Genomic DNA, 15,077 nt, shown 5'->3' on the forward strand with positions numbered 1-15,077 from the left:
CCATGCCACAAACGTCATGTGGCATGGCTTTGAACTAAATGCCGTGTGCGACGCGCGCTTTTCGGGTCGATGACAGTTTCATGCCAGGCTCCGTCAGGCGGGCTTCCGGCCCGGTCCAGGCATAGGCCAGCAGGCAAGGCTCCAGGTCGGCCGTCGTGATGCGGTGCTCATCGCCAGGCCGGTTGAGAATCAAGGAGCCGGGTGCATGAACCGCCACGTCATTTTCCGACCAGGCCCCGGCCACCGAAATATAGCTCTCCTCGATTTCCTTGTGACTGTGTTGCGGGTAGGTCGTCTTGGGCGCGAAAAGCACGAAACCGAGAACAAGCCGCTCAGCATAGACGGGTCCGCGAGGCCCAAGGATCTCGCAATAGGCGTATTTCTTCTGAAGGGCCCTGGGCACCCGTTCGTAACCGTATTCCCAGGTCAACTGATCGGAAATGCGTGACAAGGCCCGCGCCAAACCCTGGACGGCGCCGCGCTCACCAAGATCGAGCGCCCGGGGCAAGTGTACGGAGACCGGTTTCGTCTGCGGCGATTTACGCTTCAACTCCGGATTTGCATCAATAACCGTCGCCAGGATTTCACGAACCCGTTTTCGATGACTGCGTATGAGCTTGCTGCCTCCAGCCGATCCGTAGCGGTAGAGCGTCTCGAATTCCCTCAGCAGATACATCCAGTTCGGGCAATCCATCAACCGCACTTGTGCGGCCTGCGTTGCCTGTTCGCCCGAGACCATGAAGTTGTCGGCCACTACGCTTGTCTCCCCAGTTCGTGAAGTGGGCGCCTGCCCGCTGCTTCGAAGACACAATCCGCCATGCGCGAAACACGATCCCGAACGCACCGCGGCCTTCAAGTTCGACGCTCTGGCACGGATCAGGCAAGCATTTACCGCAATGCATCACGGATGTTGTGGTTTTACCGCGACCGGTCTATATGGTGCGCCGCATAACCAACTGAAAATACTACGCGGTCTGCGGGGCGTTAAGAAATGAAAATCAAAAGCCAACCCTGGTGGTGCAGTATCGCCGTCGGCGCGGGAGCGGCAATGCTGATCTGCGCGACCAACCCTGTCGCGCGGGCTGAGGCCTCGGTCGACGTGCCATCAAACGAGCTTGCCGCATCAATGCAAAAACTGGACGCCGCATGGGCCGCATCTCCCCTCGGCTTCACGGACGCGCGCTTCGTCGAAGAACCGGCGGCCGGCTATGGGGCGTTCGAACCGCGCGACGGCGCGACATTCAAGCCCGGCGATGCGATCAATATCTATGCCGAGCCTGTTGGCTATGGCTACCGCGCCCAGGACGGTGTGTACGAGGTGGAGCTTGCCGTCGACTTCGAGATCCTGAACAACACCGGCCAGGTGCTTGCCGAGCAGGCGGATTTCGCAAGGGTAACGGCAGAGGCTCGCAACCCGCTGCGCGAATTCCAGACGAGCCTGAGTTTCCGTTTCGAAGGCCTGACAGATGGCGATTACATTCTGGTCACGCGCTTCCGGGACGAAAACTCCGAAAAGAGCGGCGAAATTCGCCTGCCCTTCACCATCGAATCCGAGGCGGCGGCAGAGTAGTTCTCTTCGCCGCCGGCAGGCCCCTTAGCGGCTCAACCGCAGTTTCGTAATCTGCTCGGCGATACGCTCGAAGACCTGGATGAGGTCGCTGTTGGAATCGGCGGTAAACGCCATGTCCGAGCGTGTCGCGCAGCGCCTCATCATGTCCTTCGTGTTCTGGTCGGTTATCTGGAACGCGACTGTGAATATATCGATCTCACCGTCTTTTTTTGCGTTCTCGCAGGCTTTCTCCGTGCGATCGTCCATTTCCTCGGCAATTTCGTGCGGTTGATCTATCCCGTTGCCAAGACGCTCCTCGGTGCCGAAACCATAGGCCTCGTAGCGGGTAATGTTGTGCGTACCGGACGTGGAGCCATATGTGTTCGCGCCATCTGTCATGACGATGAGAAAGCGCTTGTGCTCCTCATCGCTGTTTTCATCCGGCATTTCACGCCCGCCCGTAAACGGCTCCTGCGGTGACAAGACACGCCAGCCCCAGACGATTCCCTGATGGATGTTCGTATTGCCGTCCGCCTTCATGTCGCGGATCGCATTTTTGATATCGCGCTCCGACGTCGTCAGCGCCGTAATCGGCTCCGATTTGCAATTGTAGTTCGGCCCTTTGGTGTAAGTGTTTCCGTATGCCTTGGGCTGATCGAGATATTTACAAAGCCTTTCCTGGGCATCGACCGCGTCGACCGGATCCGGACCGCCACGGCACGCGCCGTGTTCATCGTTGGTCCACGTATTGTCGTAATGCCTGTATTGGAAACGCCAATTGTCGTCGGGCTCGTCGGGAGCGAACTCCGGCACGTAGAGCGTGGCGGGAACGGAAGACGATGCCGGCGTATCCGTCACGTCATAGGGTACAGGGCGCGCCATGACGCAGCCCAGCCAGTCGGTATGTTTCAGTTGATCGAACAAGGTCAGACGGCTCGGGCGCCCGTTATAGAAGTGCCTAGAATCGAATTCCGCGGGATCAGGCGTTCCATCCCCTTTTGTCGCGAAACCGTTCCAGTGAATGGGCGAGCGCCCTTCACTGTCGATCCAGGCCGCCGAACGTTTGTCGGGGCCAACGTTCACCCATGCGGTGAAGGGTACGAGGCCGATTTTCACCCGGTCCTTCTTTTCGCTCTTTTCATTTATTTCGAAGAGCGTTTCGCTGAGGTCCTCCGCGGCTTTCTTGAGCGTGTGCAACTTGCTTCCACGCATCGAGCCGGAGTTGTCGAGCACCATGACAACGTCGAAAGAGGTCTTGCCGACCACGGTTTCGCTTTCGATACCGATGTCCAGATGGTTGACGCCCGCAAGCTTGCCGAAATATGTGGGCATGTTGACGTCGGCATGAACGATCACCTTGCCGTCGACGAGGGTGACGTCGCTTTTCATGCTGTAGCTGTCCGGCAGCTCAACGATACTGTCCAGGTATCTTTTCGTCGCGGCGATGATCTCGGCATCGGACTTTCCGTCCGCATCGTAGTTTGCGGCAAGTGCTGCTGAATCGACCGCGGACTGCATTTTGGCCTTGGTCTGCACCGCACGCACCATGTCGATGGCGAAACCCGCTGCCATGAAGATAACGACGGCCGTCAGGCCAAAAAGGATAGCCACGCTCCCGCGGCGGTCATCCAGCAGCTTCGCAAACATGGTGATCAAGCCCCCTGTCTCGCCGGCATACTATGGGGGCCCGGTTTCCAATCTGTTTAATTCCGGCAAACCGGAAGTATTGGTAAAAATTCCTTAAACTTATTGTGGGCCAGCAGGTTAAACTCCGTTAAGCTCGTGCCGGCGTCCTTCGAAAAGGCTGCCTCCGGCAACTTCGACAAGCTTCTTCGCTTCGATAACAAGAGAAATGCCCGCGCCCATCGATCCCGGATCGCCCGGCAATCGCGAAATCGACCCGCGTATTGCAAAAAACTTCCGGAAATTCCTTTGCCATCCGGGAAACGCATATGCGATTAGGACCCTCATCCCGCCTCTTCGGCATTGACACTCGATGCTGCACATCCTAAATCCGGCGCATCGTTGGCACTCACCCAGAGGGAGTGCTAACGCCGTGCAGATCGAACTGCGTACCACCAAGAATGAATTTTCACCATCGTGCCGCCGTCAGGGGCACGTGTGTCGAAGGAAGGGCTAGTCATGAAGTTTCGTCCGTTGCACGACCGCGTTGTCGTCCGCCGCGTCGAATCCGAGGAGAAGACGGCCGGCGGAATCATCATTCCGGACACCGCCAAGGAAAAGCCGCAGGAAGGCGAAGTTGTCGCGGTGGGCCCCGGCGCGCGCAACGACAAGGGTGAACTCGTTGCACTTGACGTGAAGTCCGGCGACCGGGTGCTGTTCGGCAAATGGTCGGGCACCGAGGTCAAGATCGACGGCGAAGACCTTCTGATCATGAAGGAAGCCGACATCATGGGCATCGTCGGTTAAGGCGCAGCGCTTCCCATGCCTGGCTCTCCCGGATCGCCGATCGTCACAGAACCCTGGCACTTCCTGCTGCTTATGGCGGCCGGGATCGCTGCCGTCTGGTTCCTGACCCGGCTGGCCCGCAAGAGAGCCCAACAAAAGCGCGAAAAAGACAAATCAGGAGACCCAAACAATGGCAGCCAAGGAAGTTAAGTTTTCCACCGACGCGCGCGATCGCATGCTGCGCGGCGTCGACATCCTCGCGGATGCCGTGAAAGTCACGCTCGGCCCGAAAGGCCGCAACGTCGTCATCGACAAGGCCTTCGGCGCACCGCGCATCACCAAGGACGGCGTTTCGGTGGCCAAGGAAATCGAGCTTGAGGACAAGTTCGAGAACATGGGCGCGCAGATGGTGCGCGAAGTCGCCTCCAAGACGAACGACGTCGCCGGCGACGGCACCACCACAGCGACCGTCCTTGCCCAGTCGATCGTCAAGGAAGGCACCAAGGCGGTTGCCGCCGGCATGAACCCGATGGACCTCAAGCGCGGAATCGACCTTGCCGTCCAGGCCGTCGTGAAGGACCTTGAAGGCCGTTCCAAGACCATCAACACGTCCGAGGAAGTGGCCCAGGTCGGCACGATTTCCGCCAATGGCGAAAAGGAAATCGGCGACATGATCGCCGAAGCCATGCAGAAGGTCGGCAATGAGGGTGTGATCACCGTCGAGGAAGCCAAGTCTCTCGAGACCGAGCTTGAAGTCGTCGAGGGCATGCAGTTCGACCGCGGCTACCTGTCGCCCTACTTCGTCACCAACGCCGAAAAGATGGTGGCGGATCTGGAAAAGCCCTACATCCTTCTGCACGAGAAGAAGCTTTCCAACCTGCAGGCCATGCTGCCGGTGCTTGAATCCGTGGTGCAAAGCAGCCGCCCGCTCCTCATCATCGCCGAGGACGTGGAAGGCGAGGCTCTTGCCACCCTCGTGGTCAACAAGCTGCGCGGCGGCCTGAAGATCGCCGCCGTCAAGGCGCCGGGCTTCGGCGACCGCCGCAAGGCCATGCTGGAAGACATCGCCGTTCTCACGGGCGGCACCGTCATTTCCGAAGACCTCGGCATCAAGCTCGAAAACGTGACGCTCGACATGCTCGGCACCGCCGAGAAGGTCAACATCACCAAGGAAGAGACCACCATCGTCGACGGTGCGGGCTCCAAGGATGCGATCGAGGCTCGTGTTGCGCAGATCAAGGCGCAGATCGAGGAAACCACCTCCGACTACGACCGCGAAAAGCTGCAGGAGCGTCTTGCCAAGCTCGCCGGCGGCGTCGCGGTGATCCGCGTCGGCGGTGCGACCGAGGTCGAGGTGAAGGAGAAGAAGGACCGCGTGGACGATGCGCTGAACGCAACGCGCGCGGCTGTCGAGGAAGGCATCGTTCCCGGCGGCGGCACCGCACTTCTGCGCGCCAAGAAGGCCGCCGAGGGCCTTTCCTCCGCCAATTCCGACATCGCGGCCGGCATCAAGATCGTGCTTCGCGCGCTTGAGGCTCCGATCCGCCAGATCGCGGAAAACGCCGGTGTCGAAGGCTCGATCGTTGTCGGCAAGGTGCAGGAAAACGACGACCCGTCCTTCGGCTTCAACGCCCAGACGGAAGAGTTCGTCAACCTCGTCGAGGCCGGCATCATCGACCCGACCAAGGTCGTGCGCACGGCCGTGCAGGACGCGGCGTCCATCGCCGGCCTCCTGATCACCACCGAAGCCATGGTCGCCGAGATCCCCAAGAAGGAATCCGCGGCTCCGGCCATGCCTGATCCGGGCATGGGCGGCATGGGCTTCTAAGAAGCCCATAAAGCCGCCCATCATCCAAAGTGGCGAAGTGCGGCAACAGCCGACTTCGCGTAGCGGCATGGGCTTCTAATCAGCCCGGAACGCGATACTCTCGAAAGGGCGGCTTCGTGCCGCCCTTTCTTGTTTCATTCGCTCGACACTGGACGTACGAAGATGCCGGAAGACCTGGAAGCCCGCCTGACCGATCTGGAAGCGCAACTGGCCCATAACGCGCGAACGGTAGACGACCTGAACGAAGTGGTAACCGCGCAGGCGGATCTGATCGACCGCCTGACGCGCAAGGTGCAGGCGCTTACGGAAAAACTGGAAGACATCGCGGAAATGGTGGAGCCGGGCCATGTAATCGGCAAGCCGCCGCACTACTGATACGGATGCGGCCCGGCAACGCGATTGCGCCGTCAAACCCGACGTCAACACGCATGTGCGTCAGCCCCTCTTAATCCCGGGTCGAATTGCCGTTATGGTCTGCGGAGAATCGATCCGCGTTTTCTACACTTGGCCGAATAGAATTCATTGACCGCATGACTCATATATTGCCGATCGCCTCCCTACTCTTCGGCTCCGCGCTCTTGCTGCTTGCCGGAGGGTTGCAGGGCCTGCTGCTTCCCCTCAGAGGTTCCATCGAGGGGTTTTCCGATACCTCGCTCGGCCTGCTCGGCACGGGATGGGCGATCGGCTATATCGCCGGCTGCGTGCTGACCCCGACAATCGTCAGCCGGGTTGGCCACATCCGCACCTTCGGCGTTTATTGCTCGCTGGCCGCGATCGCCGTGCTCCTGAATCTCCTGATCATCGATCCGTTGATCTGGATTCCCTTGCGCTCCATTTCCGGCTTCTGCTTCGCGGGCGCCGCGATGGTCGTGGAAAGCTGGCTCAGCGAGCGCGCGACGCCCGAAACCCGTGGCCGCGTATTCGGCCTCTACACGATGATCAATCTAGGTGCCACGACAGCCGGCCAGATGCTTCTGACCCTCGGCGATCCGGCAGGGTTCTTGTTCTTCGCCATCGGCTCGATCATCTATTCCATGGCATTGCTGCCGACTGCCCTTTCCACGGCGGCAGCCCCGGTCCCGCTCGCCCAGGCACGCCTCGACCCGCGTGCATTGTGGCGCAACTCTCCGGTGGCCGTCGTCAGCGTCTTTCTTGCCGGCATGTCCAACAGCGCGTTCGGCACGCTCGGCGCTGTCTACGGGCGCCAGATCGGGCTTTCCGTAACCGAAATCGCCACGATGATGTCGCTGGCGCTTCTGGTCGGCGCGCTGGTGCAGATACCCGTCGGAATGCTTTCCGACCGCATGGACCGGCGCATCGTGCTGACCGGGCTTACCGGCGTCGCATGCCTTATCGGCTCCGCGCTCAGCTTCGCGGGTTCCCTGCCGGCAGCCGCCACCATCGCGCTGGTCTCCGCTTTCGGCGGCATGATCTATTCCATGTATCCGGTAATCGTGGCGCATGCGAACGACCATTCGCCGCCGGGAGAATTCCTCAAGACATCCGGCGGCCTGCTGATGCTCTTCGGCGCAGGCTCCATCGTCGGCCCGTTGTCCGCCGCACTCCTCATGAGTCTCACGAAACCGGGCGGCCTATTCAACGTCACCTCACTTGCCCATCTTGCGATCGTCGGCTTCACCATCTGGCGTATGACGCAGCGCGCTGCCGTAGCACCCGAAAACAAGGAGGATTTCATCTCCATGCCGTCAGGCGTGCGCTTCTCGACGCCGGAAACGCTCGCCATGGACCCGCGCGCGGAGGAGGAGCGTGAAGAACTCATGAGCGAAATGGGTACCGAAAGCCGGGATAAGGGGATTGCCTCCGACGATTGAGTATGGCATCAGGACGCCATCATCAGGAGAAGGGCTGGCGCCCTCGCCAACCTGCCCCGGCCGGGCAAGGTGGTTTCCGCAAAGGGATGTGGCCGGAACATCGGCAACCAAGCGGTCGAACGGGTCCATATGACCTTATCTGCGCCAGTCCTCCTCGGTTTACCGATGGAGGATTTTTAATGTCGCTTCAGGATCACGCCGGCTTCGGCGCATTTTCAGAACCGGATGTCACGGACGCTCTTAAGGCGGAATTTGGCTGTTTGGACGCAGCAAATCCCGCCTTTGAACGCTTCGTCCTCGAGCGCCTGCTGACGATCAAGGTCTTCGGCGGCCTGCCGCTTCACCTGCCCCCGCTTGCGCCCAATGAAAGACTGGAGCGCATCCGCGCGCTCCTAGAGCTATGGGAAAGCGGATGTCGATATGCTGTGGACGAAAGGCTCTTCGCGGATCTTCTCAGCCGGTACCGGACCGGAAACAACCGACCGCACCCGGATAACAGGCGCTGAAACCTGAAAACGGCCGAAGGATACAGCGTCACAAAGCTTCAGGCTTTTTCGAGGGAGACGGCCTTTGGCCTGCCTTCCTCATCGACCGCGACGAACGTGAAGATCGCTTCCGTCACCTTTTCGCGCCTGTCATAGCGGTGCCGGCGGGCCCAGGCCTCGATCCGGATCTTCATGGAAGAGCGCCCGATCTCGCCGATCTCGCTGTAGACGCAAAGCACATCGCCCACATGCACCGGGCGGATGAACTTCATCGCATCGACGGCGATGGTCACGACCCGGCAGCGCGCTCGTTCGCCGGCGGCAATGCCCCCGGCAAGGTCCATCTGCGACAGCACCCAGCCACCGAAGATATCTCCGGCGGCGTTGGTGTCGGCTGGCATCGCCATCGTGCGCAGCGTCAGGTCGCCACGCGGTTCTTCTTCATCGATCAAAGCCTCGCTCACGCCGCCCTCCGTCTATTTCGCATCATATCCAAACGATACCGGCATGCACGGAAGTGCGAAAGGCTCGGAGAGACGCCGCATCAGCTGCGCCCAAAGTTTTCACCGCATAAAAAAGGAGAGCGCGATCATCAGCCAGAGCGGCATGGGCGCCGCGACCCAGATGAGGAACACCGGCAGGATGCGGGCGGCAAGGCTTGTCTTGTTCATGTCCGTTGCTCCATCGATACCGGCCTCAGACGAGGCCGAACTCCCATACTGCAAGGCCGCAGAGAACCACCATGCCAGTGGCAAGCGCCGCCCTCGCATTTCCGATAAGCGCCCTACCCACGACATCCAGCCGTGGCTTGGGCATCGACATGGATTCCCTGGCCATGGATGCCAGCATCAGCGTGAAAACCGAAAACCAGGCGAACACTCCCGCTTCCGCGGTCAGGACAATTGCTTCAAGCATGGTCCACCTTCCTTTACTTGCCGGACGTCTTCATCCAGTTCGGTGTCATGGCACCCGGCGTACCGAAGCTCGCAAGCCACAGGCTTTCGGCGATCCGCTCCGCCGCATCGATGACCGCGCGCGCGGCTTCAGGCTCGAAAATCTCCCGCGCGACCGGGCGAAACAGGGCGAGCCACTGGCGATAATCCTCCGGCAGAACGCTGTCGAGCGCCCTGTGGCTTTCCACCGGCTTGCCCTTATATGCCCCGCTTCTCAAAAGCACCGAATGCCAGAAGAGCTTCATCTTCATGAGGTGCTCCGGCCAGCGCCCCTCGAGCCTTGTCTCGAATATCGGGCCAAGCCGGACATCCTCCCTGATGCGCGCGTAGAAGCATTCGACCAGGCGTGAGATGCCTTCGGCGTCGATCGCCGGATGAACCGGTTCGCGTTTCGGCGCGGGGCGAATGTCGATCATGCTGGCACTCTTTAATATTCATTTCTTATGCATCTTTTAATTGCCACCTTTTGCCGTTAAAAGCAATATGTACGGTGAATATTTTGCGGGACCCTGCCATGCGTCTCAATCAATCCAGCGACTTTTCGCTGAGGATCCTCATGCATCTGGGGCAATGCGACACGCCCCAGACAGTGGAGATGGTGAGCGAGCATCTGGGGCTTGCCCGTTCGCATGTCATGAAGATCGTCGCCAAGCTTGGGCGGCTTGGTCTTATCGAGACGAGCCGCGGGCGGGGCGGCGGCATTCGCCTCGGCAAGCCGGCGGATGAAATACGCATCGGCGACGTGGTGCGCGAGATGGAGCCGGACCAGGCGATCGTCGACTGCCTGAAAGCCGGGCCTACAGTTTGCGCCTTTCTCCCGCGCTGCGCCCTGAAGCCTGCCATGAGGCAAGCGGCAGAGGCCTTTCTGGATTCCCTGAACCGGCACACTCTGGCCAGCCTTCTTGTCGGAACGCAGGAAGCTCAGGCACTAAATCGCGAAAAAGCCAAAGCGTGACCCCGATCACGCATGGTATTCGAAAACTCTCCTAGGTTCTTCCTCGGGCACAACGCCCATGGAAACCAAGGAGAGATGAGATGAACAAGACGATTACCCGGATTGCTTTTGCAACTCTACTGATCACCGGTGTCACCGGTTCTTCCCTGAGCGCTTCTGCCATGAGCCCGGCCGGCGTTCCTCTTGCTCCGGCCAAGGCCGCGGCCTCCGAAACGGCGGAAGTGATCAAGGTCGGCGGCCGGCACGGGCACCGCCATCACAGGCGCCACCGCGGTCACCGTCATTGGCATTACGGCGGTTGGGGTTGGGGCGGCCACGGCTACTACGGCGGGCATTGCCGCTACTACAAGGTGAAGCGCTGGTCCAGCTACCACGGCCACCACATCTGGCGCACGGTCAAGCGCTGCGGCCGTTACTATTAAGAGCCGACAGGCCACGGTTCTCGGAAAGCCCCCATGACGGGGGCTTTTTCGATTCCGCCGGGCCTATCAAAGTGTTGCCGCCTGCTCCAGGAATTTCGGTTGCTCCAGGCAATAATATCCCGAAATACGGCTGATGGTTCCCGCCCGCTTCCAGTCGTTGAGGACGCGACTGACGTTTTCGCGCGCTGCCCCCGCCATATTCGCGATATCGGCCTGCGAAAGCTTGTAGTGGATGAGCACGCGGCCATCGTCCAGCGGCTTGCCGAAGCTTTCCGCCAGTTGCAAAAGCGTCTGCGCCACCCGGCCGGGCAGCGGCAGGAAGGAACGTGCCGCCAGCACATCGTTTGCCTGACGCAGACGTTTACCGACGATTGAGAGCATATGGCGGTAAACGGCCGGGTTTTCGTCGGCGAACCGCTCGAACGCATGTTTTTCGATAAATGCGAGCCTGGTGGGCTTTAACGCGGCAACGGTTGCCGATCGGGCTCGCCCGTCGAGCAGCGCAAGCTCGCCGACAATTTCGCCGGGCCCCATGACCGCGAGCAGTTGCTCATCGCCCTCCACGCTCATCATCGAAACTTTCAGCGATCCCTCCAGGATGGCATAGCACCCGTTGCCCGGGTCGCCCGCCTCGAAAAGGGTTGCCCCCGCCTTCACTGGTATCGGGCGTGCGAGACTTGCCAGTTTATCCGCAAGATCGTGCGGTAACCCTTCAAGCGAGAAGCTGTTTTCCAGAAACTGCCTGAGTTCGACCATCGATCCTGCCCCTCCCGGCGGTTTGCCTGCATCGTGCCTGCCTTTTGCGCACTACCCTACGTCATCTTAAGGCGAATTTATCGAAGCCAAAGCCAATATTGTGACGTCCGTCACTGGTGAAGGGCAAATCATCGCTTACCTTTGGAGACATAGACACCGTTCCTCCCGACCACCCGGTGTCCTGTCCTCCCCTCCTGAAAGGTCCCGTCCCCGCGGGGCCTTTCTTTTTGCCGGAACTGCTCAGAACAGAAAGATATCCTTTTCGATGAGCAGTATGTTGAACCGCTCGCTTTCCAGAAACCCCTTCTGAACCTCGCGGGACGCGATCCTGGCCGGCGGCTCCATGCGGCGCAGCCGATCGTCGGCGATCGCCGGCGTGCATAGCACCACCGCCTGATCGTAAAGCCCGTTGAAGCCGCTCCAGACATGCCGGCCCAGCTCCTCCGGCCCGGCGGCAAACGGCAGGTCGCGCCCGCGCGGCAGCGTCTGCAACCCGCGTTTTTCCAGTTTTTTGCGAAACCTGAGGGCCGGGCGATCTTCCACGAAAGGAGAGACGATGGCCGGGCGAACCTTCCTGGCTTCCACGGCATCCATGACGATGCGGGCGATGCCCGCATGGCGCAGCAAACCGTCCTGAACGAATATGAAATCCGGCGGGCGCTGATAATATTCCTGGAAACGGTCGATCTGGCCTGAAACTTCCGCGTAAAGCGTATCGTCCGGCAACAGCCGCAGACGGCTGCGCCAGCCATACCAGCGCGGTTTCGGAAACCCCTTGTCGAAATACCGCAAGGCTTCCACGGAAACCGGCTCCCAGCCGCTCGTCAGCGAAATCGTTACGCCGACGAGCGTCTTGTGGCCCGCGTCATCCAGTTCGTCGCGAAGCGGCAGATACTCGCGCGACCAGAGGTCGGACACGGTCAGGCAGCCGATCGCCGTCAGATGACCGGCCGCCGCCAGTTCCCGGATCGCCCGGTCGACGCCGAAGGAAAGGCCGTATTCGACTGAGGTCAAGGTAATGCGCTTCATCGGGCCGACTTTAGGGAAAGTCGGATGAAGCGCAATCCGGGAATGGCGTCAGGTCCGAAATTTCTTCGCGATATCAGAGCGGAAGCGGATAGACGGGGTCCCGGGGATCCTTTTGCGGGCTCGCGATACGGTAGACGACGATATCCTCAAGCGTAACGCCCTTGACCATGCGCGGGATGGCCGCCACCCGCTCAGCTTGCGAAAACCGTTGCGAAAGCCGATCAAGGCCCGGGTCTCGCTTCGCGGGCGCGACGAAAAGCGCCGGTTTTCTCACCAGGCTTTCAGGCTCCGGCTCCTGCATGACGTAGCGAATGCGGTCGTTCACCTGAATGACGGGCAGGCTTCCACGCAGCGAAAAAGCAAGCTCGGCATTGAGATAGTAACGGTCAGTCGCGATCCACGCAGCCCCTTCGCGCTCGGCGATCCTGGCAAGTTTGCTTGCCACCATGTCCCACCCACGCGTTTGCTGCGTCGGGTCCTTGCGCCCGAATGCGCCCGTCAGCGGATAAACCGCATGAAGGAGGACGAGAAGCGATACGACGACACCGAGCGGAGCGGCGGTCGCCCGCCATTTCCGCCAGAAACCGGTACGGGTTTGCGGCAATTCCGCCGCCACAAGAGCCGCCATCATGACGAACGCGGGGAAGATCGGCGCTGGCCAGTTGCCCTGAACGCGCGCGTGAAGGGCATGGAAAACGAGATAGGCGAGAAACGGCAAGGTCGTCATCAGAACGAGACCGGCCTTCTGGTCCCTTTCCCATGTCCTTGAAATCACACGCCCCGCGCCGACAGCAGCGAGAACTGCGATAAGCGGGTTGAGCAGCCCGGCGAGCGCGCCGACAAGCTCTCCCAGATATTTCAGCGTCCAGCCTTCAGGCACCGCCCGGCCGAACTGCTTGTGAAACGACGCCCATTCGTGGCCGGCGTTCCAGACAAGCACCGGCGCGAAGAGGGCGATTGCAAGAATTCCTCCGGCCCATAACTGCCAGCTTTTCAGCCAGCGCCGCGCCTCAGGCATCAACAAGAGCCACAGCACGATCCCTGCACCCAGGAACAGGACCGAGTATTTGGAAACGAGGCCGAGACCTGCGAAAAGCCCAACGGCAAGCCACCAGTTCGCGCTTTCCGAGCGGATCAACTCCGCAAGCGCCCAAAGCGACAGGCCCCAGAAGAAGACGGACGGCGCATCCGGCGTGGCGATGACGCTGCCAACCCCGATCAGGATCGTGGCGTTGAAGAAAAGCACCGACCAGCCGGCGGCTTTTCTCCCGAACAGGATATCGGCCGTGCGCCAGAGGACGAGCGAACCGACGCCCGCCGACAGCACGCAGACCACTCGGATCGCAAAGGCGGTATCGCCGAAGACTGCCTGTCCGGCGGCGATCCACCACGCAATCATCGGCGGATGGTCGTAATAGCCGAACGCGGGCGAAAGACCCCAGAGGCGATAATAGGCCTCATCTTCCGCCAGCCCGGCATTGGCGGCGACGAAAAGGCGAAGACACGTCAGCACCAGCACGAAAAGAGCCAGGAAACCCGGCCTCAGCCACACCGGCAGATCGGCCTCCGCCTTGCGTGAACCATCCGCCATAGGGTCAAACCTTGCGCCAGGTCAGCACCGAGCTTGCCACATAGTTCCACACCGCGCCCATGGCCGCACCGGCCGCACCGGCGACGAACCACACGCCCTGATTTTCAAAAATCAGGTTGGCGACGCCGACATTGGCCAGAACGCCGACGCTGCAGACGGCATAGAACGTGAGCAACCCGCGAAGGATCGATAGCCCCCGCAGCCTGCGGTCACGATAGGTCAGGCGGTTGTTGAGGAAGAAATTCCAGGTCATCGCCACGAAGGTCGCGATCGTCTGGGCGGAGATGAACGCAATGCCCAGCCCGTCCAACACCAGTTTCAGCGCGGCCAGATGCACCAGCACGCCGGACGCGCCCACCATGCCGAACATGAGGAAACGCACGGACACGATATCACCGAAGAGCTTGGCGACGAGCAGGCCCAGATAGTCGAAAGCAACCAGCGTATCGAGCTTGCTTTCGCCATGCAGGCGCTTGCGGAAGGTGAACGGAAGTTCCTTGATGCGTAAGCTCCCCTTGGCGCTCGCCACGAGATCGAGAAGGATCTTGAACCCTTGCGAGGAAAGTTTCGGCGCGAGCCTTTCCACCTCTTCGCGGCGGATCATGAAAAAGCCGCTCATCGGGTCGGACAGGCGAACGTGGAGAAAGACGCGGGCCAGCGAATTGGCGAAATCCGAGCCCCAGCCACGAATTTTCGACAGGCCGGAGCCGACGTCGCCACCTTCTGTGTGGCGGCTGGCGACGACGAGATCGGCCTCATCGCCGTTCAGGAGGTTGTACATGCGCGGCAGCAGGCTTTCGTCGTGCTGCAGGTCGGCATCCATCACCGCGACGAATTTCGCCGAAGACGCCAGCATCCCTTCCACGCATGCGCCGGAAAGCCCGCGCCGGCCGATGCGGCGGATCACGCGCACGCGCGGATCATGAGCCGCGATATCGCGCGCAAGCGCCGCCGTTCCGTCTGGCGAATTGTCGTCGACGACGATCACTTCCCAGGCGATATCGCCAAGTGTTTCGTCCAGCCGGCGGATCAGCTCCGAAATGTTCTCGCGCTCGTTATAGGTCGGCAGCACGATGCTGAGGTCGGCAACGCGGGTTTCGGCAGCGCGGGGTGCCTCGCCCGACCGCTCGTCCGCTCCGGCGGATGTTTTCGCACTCACCAGCATCGGTTTCCGTTTTCCAGCTTGCCGGGTCTCAGGCCGCTTTTGCCGCAAGATATGCCCGGGAATATGGCGGCTGATAGAATTCCGCGCGGAACATAGACGGATA

The 15,077-nt window shown here is 60.7% G+C and carries 17 protein-coding genes and 1 riboswitch; of the genes, 8 read left to right on the forward strand and 9 right to left on the reverse strand.

Features of this window, described 5'->3' with window-relative positions; genetic code table 11:
• Positions 1-34: 34 nt before the first annotated feature.
• Positions 35-754: a dimethylsulfonioproprionate lyase family protein gene (locus HPQ64_RS19310; RefSeq protein ID WP_343036072.1), complete on the reverse strand. Its 720-nt coding sequence runs from the start codon at positions 752-754 to the stop codon at positions 35-37.
• 237 nt (positions 755-991) lie between these two features.
• Between HPQ64_RS19310 and HPQ64_RS19315 the strand changes: the two genes are divergently transcribed.
• Entirely contained in the window at positions 992-1,570 is a 579-nt protein-coding gene (locus HPQ64_RS19315; protein ID WP_172890245.1) for a hypothetical protein, read from the forward strand.
• A gap of 24 nt (positions 1,571-1,594) precedes the next feature.
• Here HPQ64_RS19315 and HPQ64_RS19320 read toward each other — a convergent pair whose 3' ends face one another.
• Positions 1,595-3,196, reverse strand: coding sequence for a TadE/TadG family type IV pilus assembly protein (locus HPQ64_RS19320; protein WP_246270835.1), 1,602 nt, complete (start codon positions 3,194-3,196; stop codon positions 1,595-1,597).
• A gap of 495 nt (positions 3,197-3,691) precedes the next feature.
• Here HPQ64_RS19320 and groES point away from each other — a divergent pair, with 495 nt between their 5' ends.
• From groES to HPQ64_RS19345, 5 genes are all read left to right on the forward strand, one after another.
• The gene (gene groES, locus HPQ64_RS19325) at positions 3,692-3,979 is read left to right on the forward strand and encodes a co-chaperone GroES (RefSeq protein WP_172890247.1); all 288 of its coding nucleotides are present in this window, start codon (positions 3,692-3,694) and stop codon (positions 3,977-3,979) included.
• A gap of 169 nt (positions 3,980-4,148) precedes the next feature.
• The gene (gene groL / locus HPQ64_RS19330) at positions 4,149-5,786 is read left to right on the forward strand and encodes a chaperonin GroEL (protein WP_172890248.1); all 1,638 of its coding nucleotides are present in this window, start codon (positions 4,149-4,151) and stop codon (positions 5,784-5,786) included.
• A 162-nt stretch (positions 5,787-5,948) separates the two neighbouring features.
• A complete protein-coding gene (locus HPQ64_RS19335) occupies positions 5,949-6,161 on the forward strand; it encodes a SlyX family protein (RefSeq protein ID WP_172890249.1) in 213 nt (70 codons plus the stop codon).
• A gap of 155 nt (positions 6,162-6,316) precedes the next feature.
• On the forward strand, positions 6,317-7,618 hold the full coding sequence (locus HPQ64_RS19340; protein WP_172890250.1) for an MFS transporter: 1,302 nt from the start codon (positions 6,317-6,319) through the stop codon (positions 7,616-7,618).
• 14 nt (positions 7,619-7,632) lie between these two features.
• Positions 7,633-7,739, forward strand: a riboswitch (SAM-I-IV-variant riboswitch).
• Positions 7,740-7,797: 58 nt separating this feature from the next.
• Complete coding sequence (locus HPQ64_RS19345; protein ID WP_172890251.1) at positions 7,798-8,124, forward strand: hypothetical protein; 327 nt, start codon at positions 7,798-7,800, stop codon at positions 8,122-8,124.
• A 38-nt stretch (positions 8,125-8,162) separates the two neighbouring features.
• On the opposite strand, the gene HPQ64_RS19350 is transcribed toward HPQ64_RS19345, so the two are convergent.
• The 3 genes from HPQ64_RS19350 to HPQ64_RS19360 all read right to left on the reverse strand — a co-directional run bounded on the left by HPQ64_RS19350 (position 8,163) and on the right by HPQ64_RS19360 (position 9,472).
• Positions 8,163-8,510 (reverse strand): acyl-CoA thioesterase, encoded by a 348-nt coding sequence (locus HPQ64_RS19350; protein ID WP_172890433.1) that lies wholly within the window; start codon positions 8,508-8,510, stop codon positions 8,163-8,165.
• Between the two features lie 289 nt (positions 8,511-8,799).
• Positions 8,800-9,018: a hypothetical protein gene (locus HPQ64_RS19355; RefSeq protein ID WP_172890252.1), complete on the reverse strand. Its 219-nt coding sequence runs from the start codon at positions 9,016-9,018 to the stop codon at positions 8,800-8,802.
• A 13-nt stretch (positions 9,019-9,031) separates the two neighbouring features.
• A complete protein-coding gene (locus tag HPQ64_RS19360; protein ID WP_172890253.1) occupies positions 9,032-9,472 on the reverse strand; it encodes a group III truncated hemoglobin in 441 nt (146 codons plus the stop codon).
• A 98-nt stretch (positions 9,473-9,570) separates the two neighbouring features.
• On the opposite strand from HPQ64_RS19360, the gene HPQ64_RS19365 reads away from it, so the two are divergent.
• Together HPQ64_RS19365 and HPQ64_RS19370 are read left to right on the forward strand one after the other, a co-directional pair.
• Positions 9,571-10,011, forward strand: coding sequence for an Rrf2 family transcriptional regulator (locus HPQ64_RS19365; protein ID WP_172890254.1), 441 nt, complete (start codon positions 9,571-9,573; stop codon positions 10,009-10,011).
• 80 nt (positions 10,012-10,091) lie between these two features.
• Positions 10,092-10,433 carry a hypothetical protein gene (locus HPQ64_RS19370; protein WP_172890255.1) on the forward strand — a complete coding sequence of 114 codons (342 nt, stop codon included), beginning with the start codon at positions 10,092-10,094 and terminating at the stop codon, positions 10,431-10,433.
• A gap of 66 nt (positions 10,434-10,499) precedes the next feature.
• On the opposite strand, the gene HPQ64_RS19375 is transcribed toward HPQ64_RS19370, so the two are convergent.
• The 4 genes from HPQ64_RS19375 to HPQ64_RS19390 form a co-directional block, all read right to left on the reverse strand.
• On the reverse strand, positions 10,500-11,189 hold the full coding sequence (locus HPQ64_RS19375; RefSeq protein WP_172890256.1) for a Crp/Fnr family transcriptional regulator: 690 nt from the start codon (positions 11,187-11,189) through the stop codon (positions 10,500-10,502).
• A gap of 240 nt (positions 11,190-11,429) precedes the next feature.
• On the reverse strand, positions 11,430-12,203 hold the full coding sequence (locus HPQ64_RS19380) for a ChbG/HpnK family deacetylase (RefSeq protein WP_172890257.1): 774 nt from the start codon (positions 12,201-12,203) through the stop codon (positions 11,430-11,432).
• Between the two features lie 88 nt (positions 12,204-12,291).
• Positions 12,292-13,809: a glycosyltransferase family 39 protein gene (locus HPQ64_RS19385; protein ID WP_172890258.1), complete on the reverse strand. Its 1,518-nt coding sequence runs from the start codon at positions 13,807-13,809 to the stop codon at positions 12,292-12,294.
• A gap of 4 nt (positions 13,810-13,813) precedes the next feature.
• Positions 13,814-14,968, reverse strand: coding sequence for a glycosyltransferase (locus HPQ64_RS19390; RefSeq protein WP_425483842.1), 1,155 nt, complete (start codon positions 14,966-14,968; stop codon positions 13,814-13,816).
• Positions 14,969-15,077: the final 109 nt, after the last annotated feature.

It is taken from the genome of Hongsoonwoonella zoysiae (genome assembly GCF_013266695.1).
GTDB lineage: Bacteria > Pseudomonadota > Alphaproteobacteria > Rhizobiales > Stappiaceae > Hongsoonwoonella > Hongsoonwoonella zoysiae.

What these genes read in the sequence shown, in the direction of transcription:
- HPQ64_RS19315 (WP_172890245.1), top strand. Translation starts at nt 992, where the DNA reads ATGAAAATCAAAAGCCAACCCTGGTGGTGCAGTATCGCCGTCGGCGCG.
- HPQ64_RS19320 (WP_246270835.1), bottom strand. Translation starts at nt 3,196, where the DNA reads ATGTTTGCGAAGCTGCTGGATGACCGCCGCGGGAGCGTGGCTATCCTT.
- groES (WP_172890247.1), top strand. Translation starts at nt 3,692, where the DNA reads ATGAAGTTTCGTCCGTTGCACGACCGCGTTGTCGTCCGCCGCGTCGAA.
- groL (WP_172890248.1), top strand. Translation starts at nt 4,149, where the DNA reads ATGGCAGCCAAGGAAGTTAAGTTTTCCACCGACGCGCGCGATCGCATG.
- HPQ64_RS19335 (WP_172890249.1), top strand. Translation starts at nt 5,949, where the DNA reads ATGCCGGAAGACCTGGAAGCCCGCCTGACCGATCTGGAAGCGCAACTG.
- HPQ64_RS19340 (WP_172890250.1), top strand. Translation starts at nt 6,317, where the DNA reads ATGACTCATATATTGCCGATCGCCTCCCTACTCTTCGGCTCCGCGCTC.
- HPQ64_RS19345 (WP_172890251.1), top strand. Translation starts at nt 7,798, where the DNA reads ATGTCGCTTCAGGATCACGCCGGCTTCGGCGCATTTTCAGAACCGGAT.
- HPQ64_RS19350 (WP_172890433.1), bottom strand. Translation starts at nt 8,510, where the DNA reads ATGGCGATGCCAGCCGACACCAACGCCGCCGGAGATATCTTCGGTGGC.
- HPQ64_RS19355 (WP_172890252.1), bottom strand. Translation starts at nt 9,018, where the DNA reads ATGCTTGAAGCAATTGTCCTGACCGCGGAAGCGGGAGTGTTCGCCTGG.
- HPQ64_RS19360 (WP_172890253.1), bottom strand. Translation starts at nt 9,472, where the DNA reads ATGATCGACATTCGCCCCGCGCCGAAACGCGAACCGGTTCATCCGGCG.
- HPQ64_RS19365 (WP_172890254.1), top strand. Translation starts at nt 9,571, where the DNA reads ATGCGTCTCAATCAATCCAGCGACTTTTCGCTGAGGATCCTCATGCAT.
- HPQ64_RS19370 (WP_172890255.1), top strand. Translation starts at nt 10,092, where the DNA reads ATGAACAAGACGATTACCCGGATTGCTTTTGCAACTCTACTGATCACC.
- HPQ64_RS19375 (WP_172890256.1), bottom strand. Translation starts at nt 11,189, where the DNA reads ATGGTCGAACTCAGGCAGTTTCTGGAAAACAGCTTCTCGCTTGAAGGG.
- HPQ64_RS19385 (WP_172890258.1), bottom strand. Translation starts at nt 13,809, where the DNA reads ATGGCGGATGGTTCACGCAAGGCGGAGGCCGATCTGCCGGTGTGGCTG.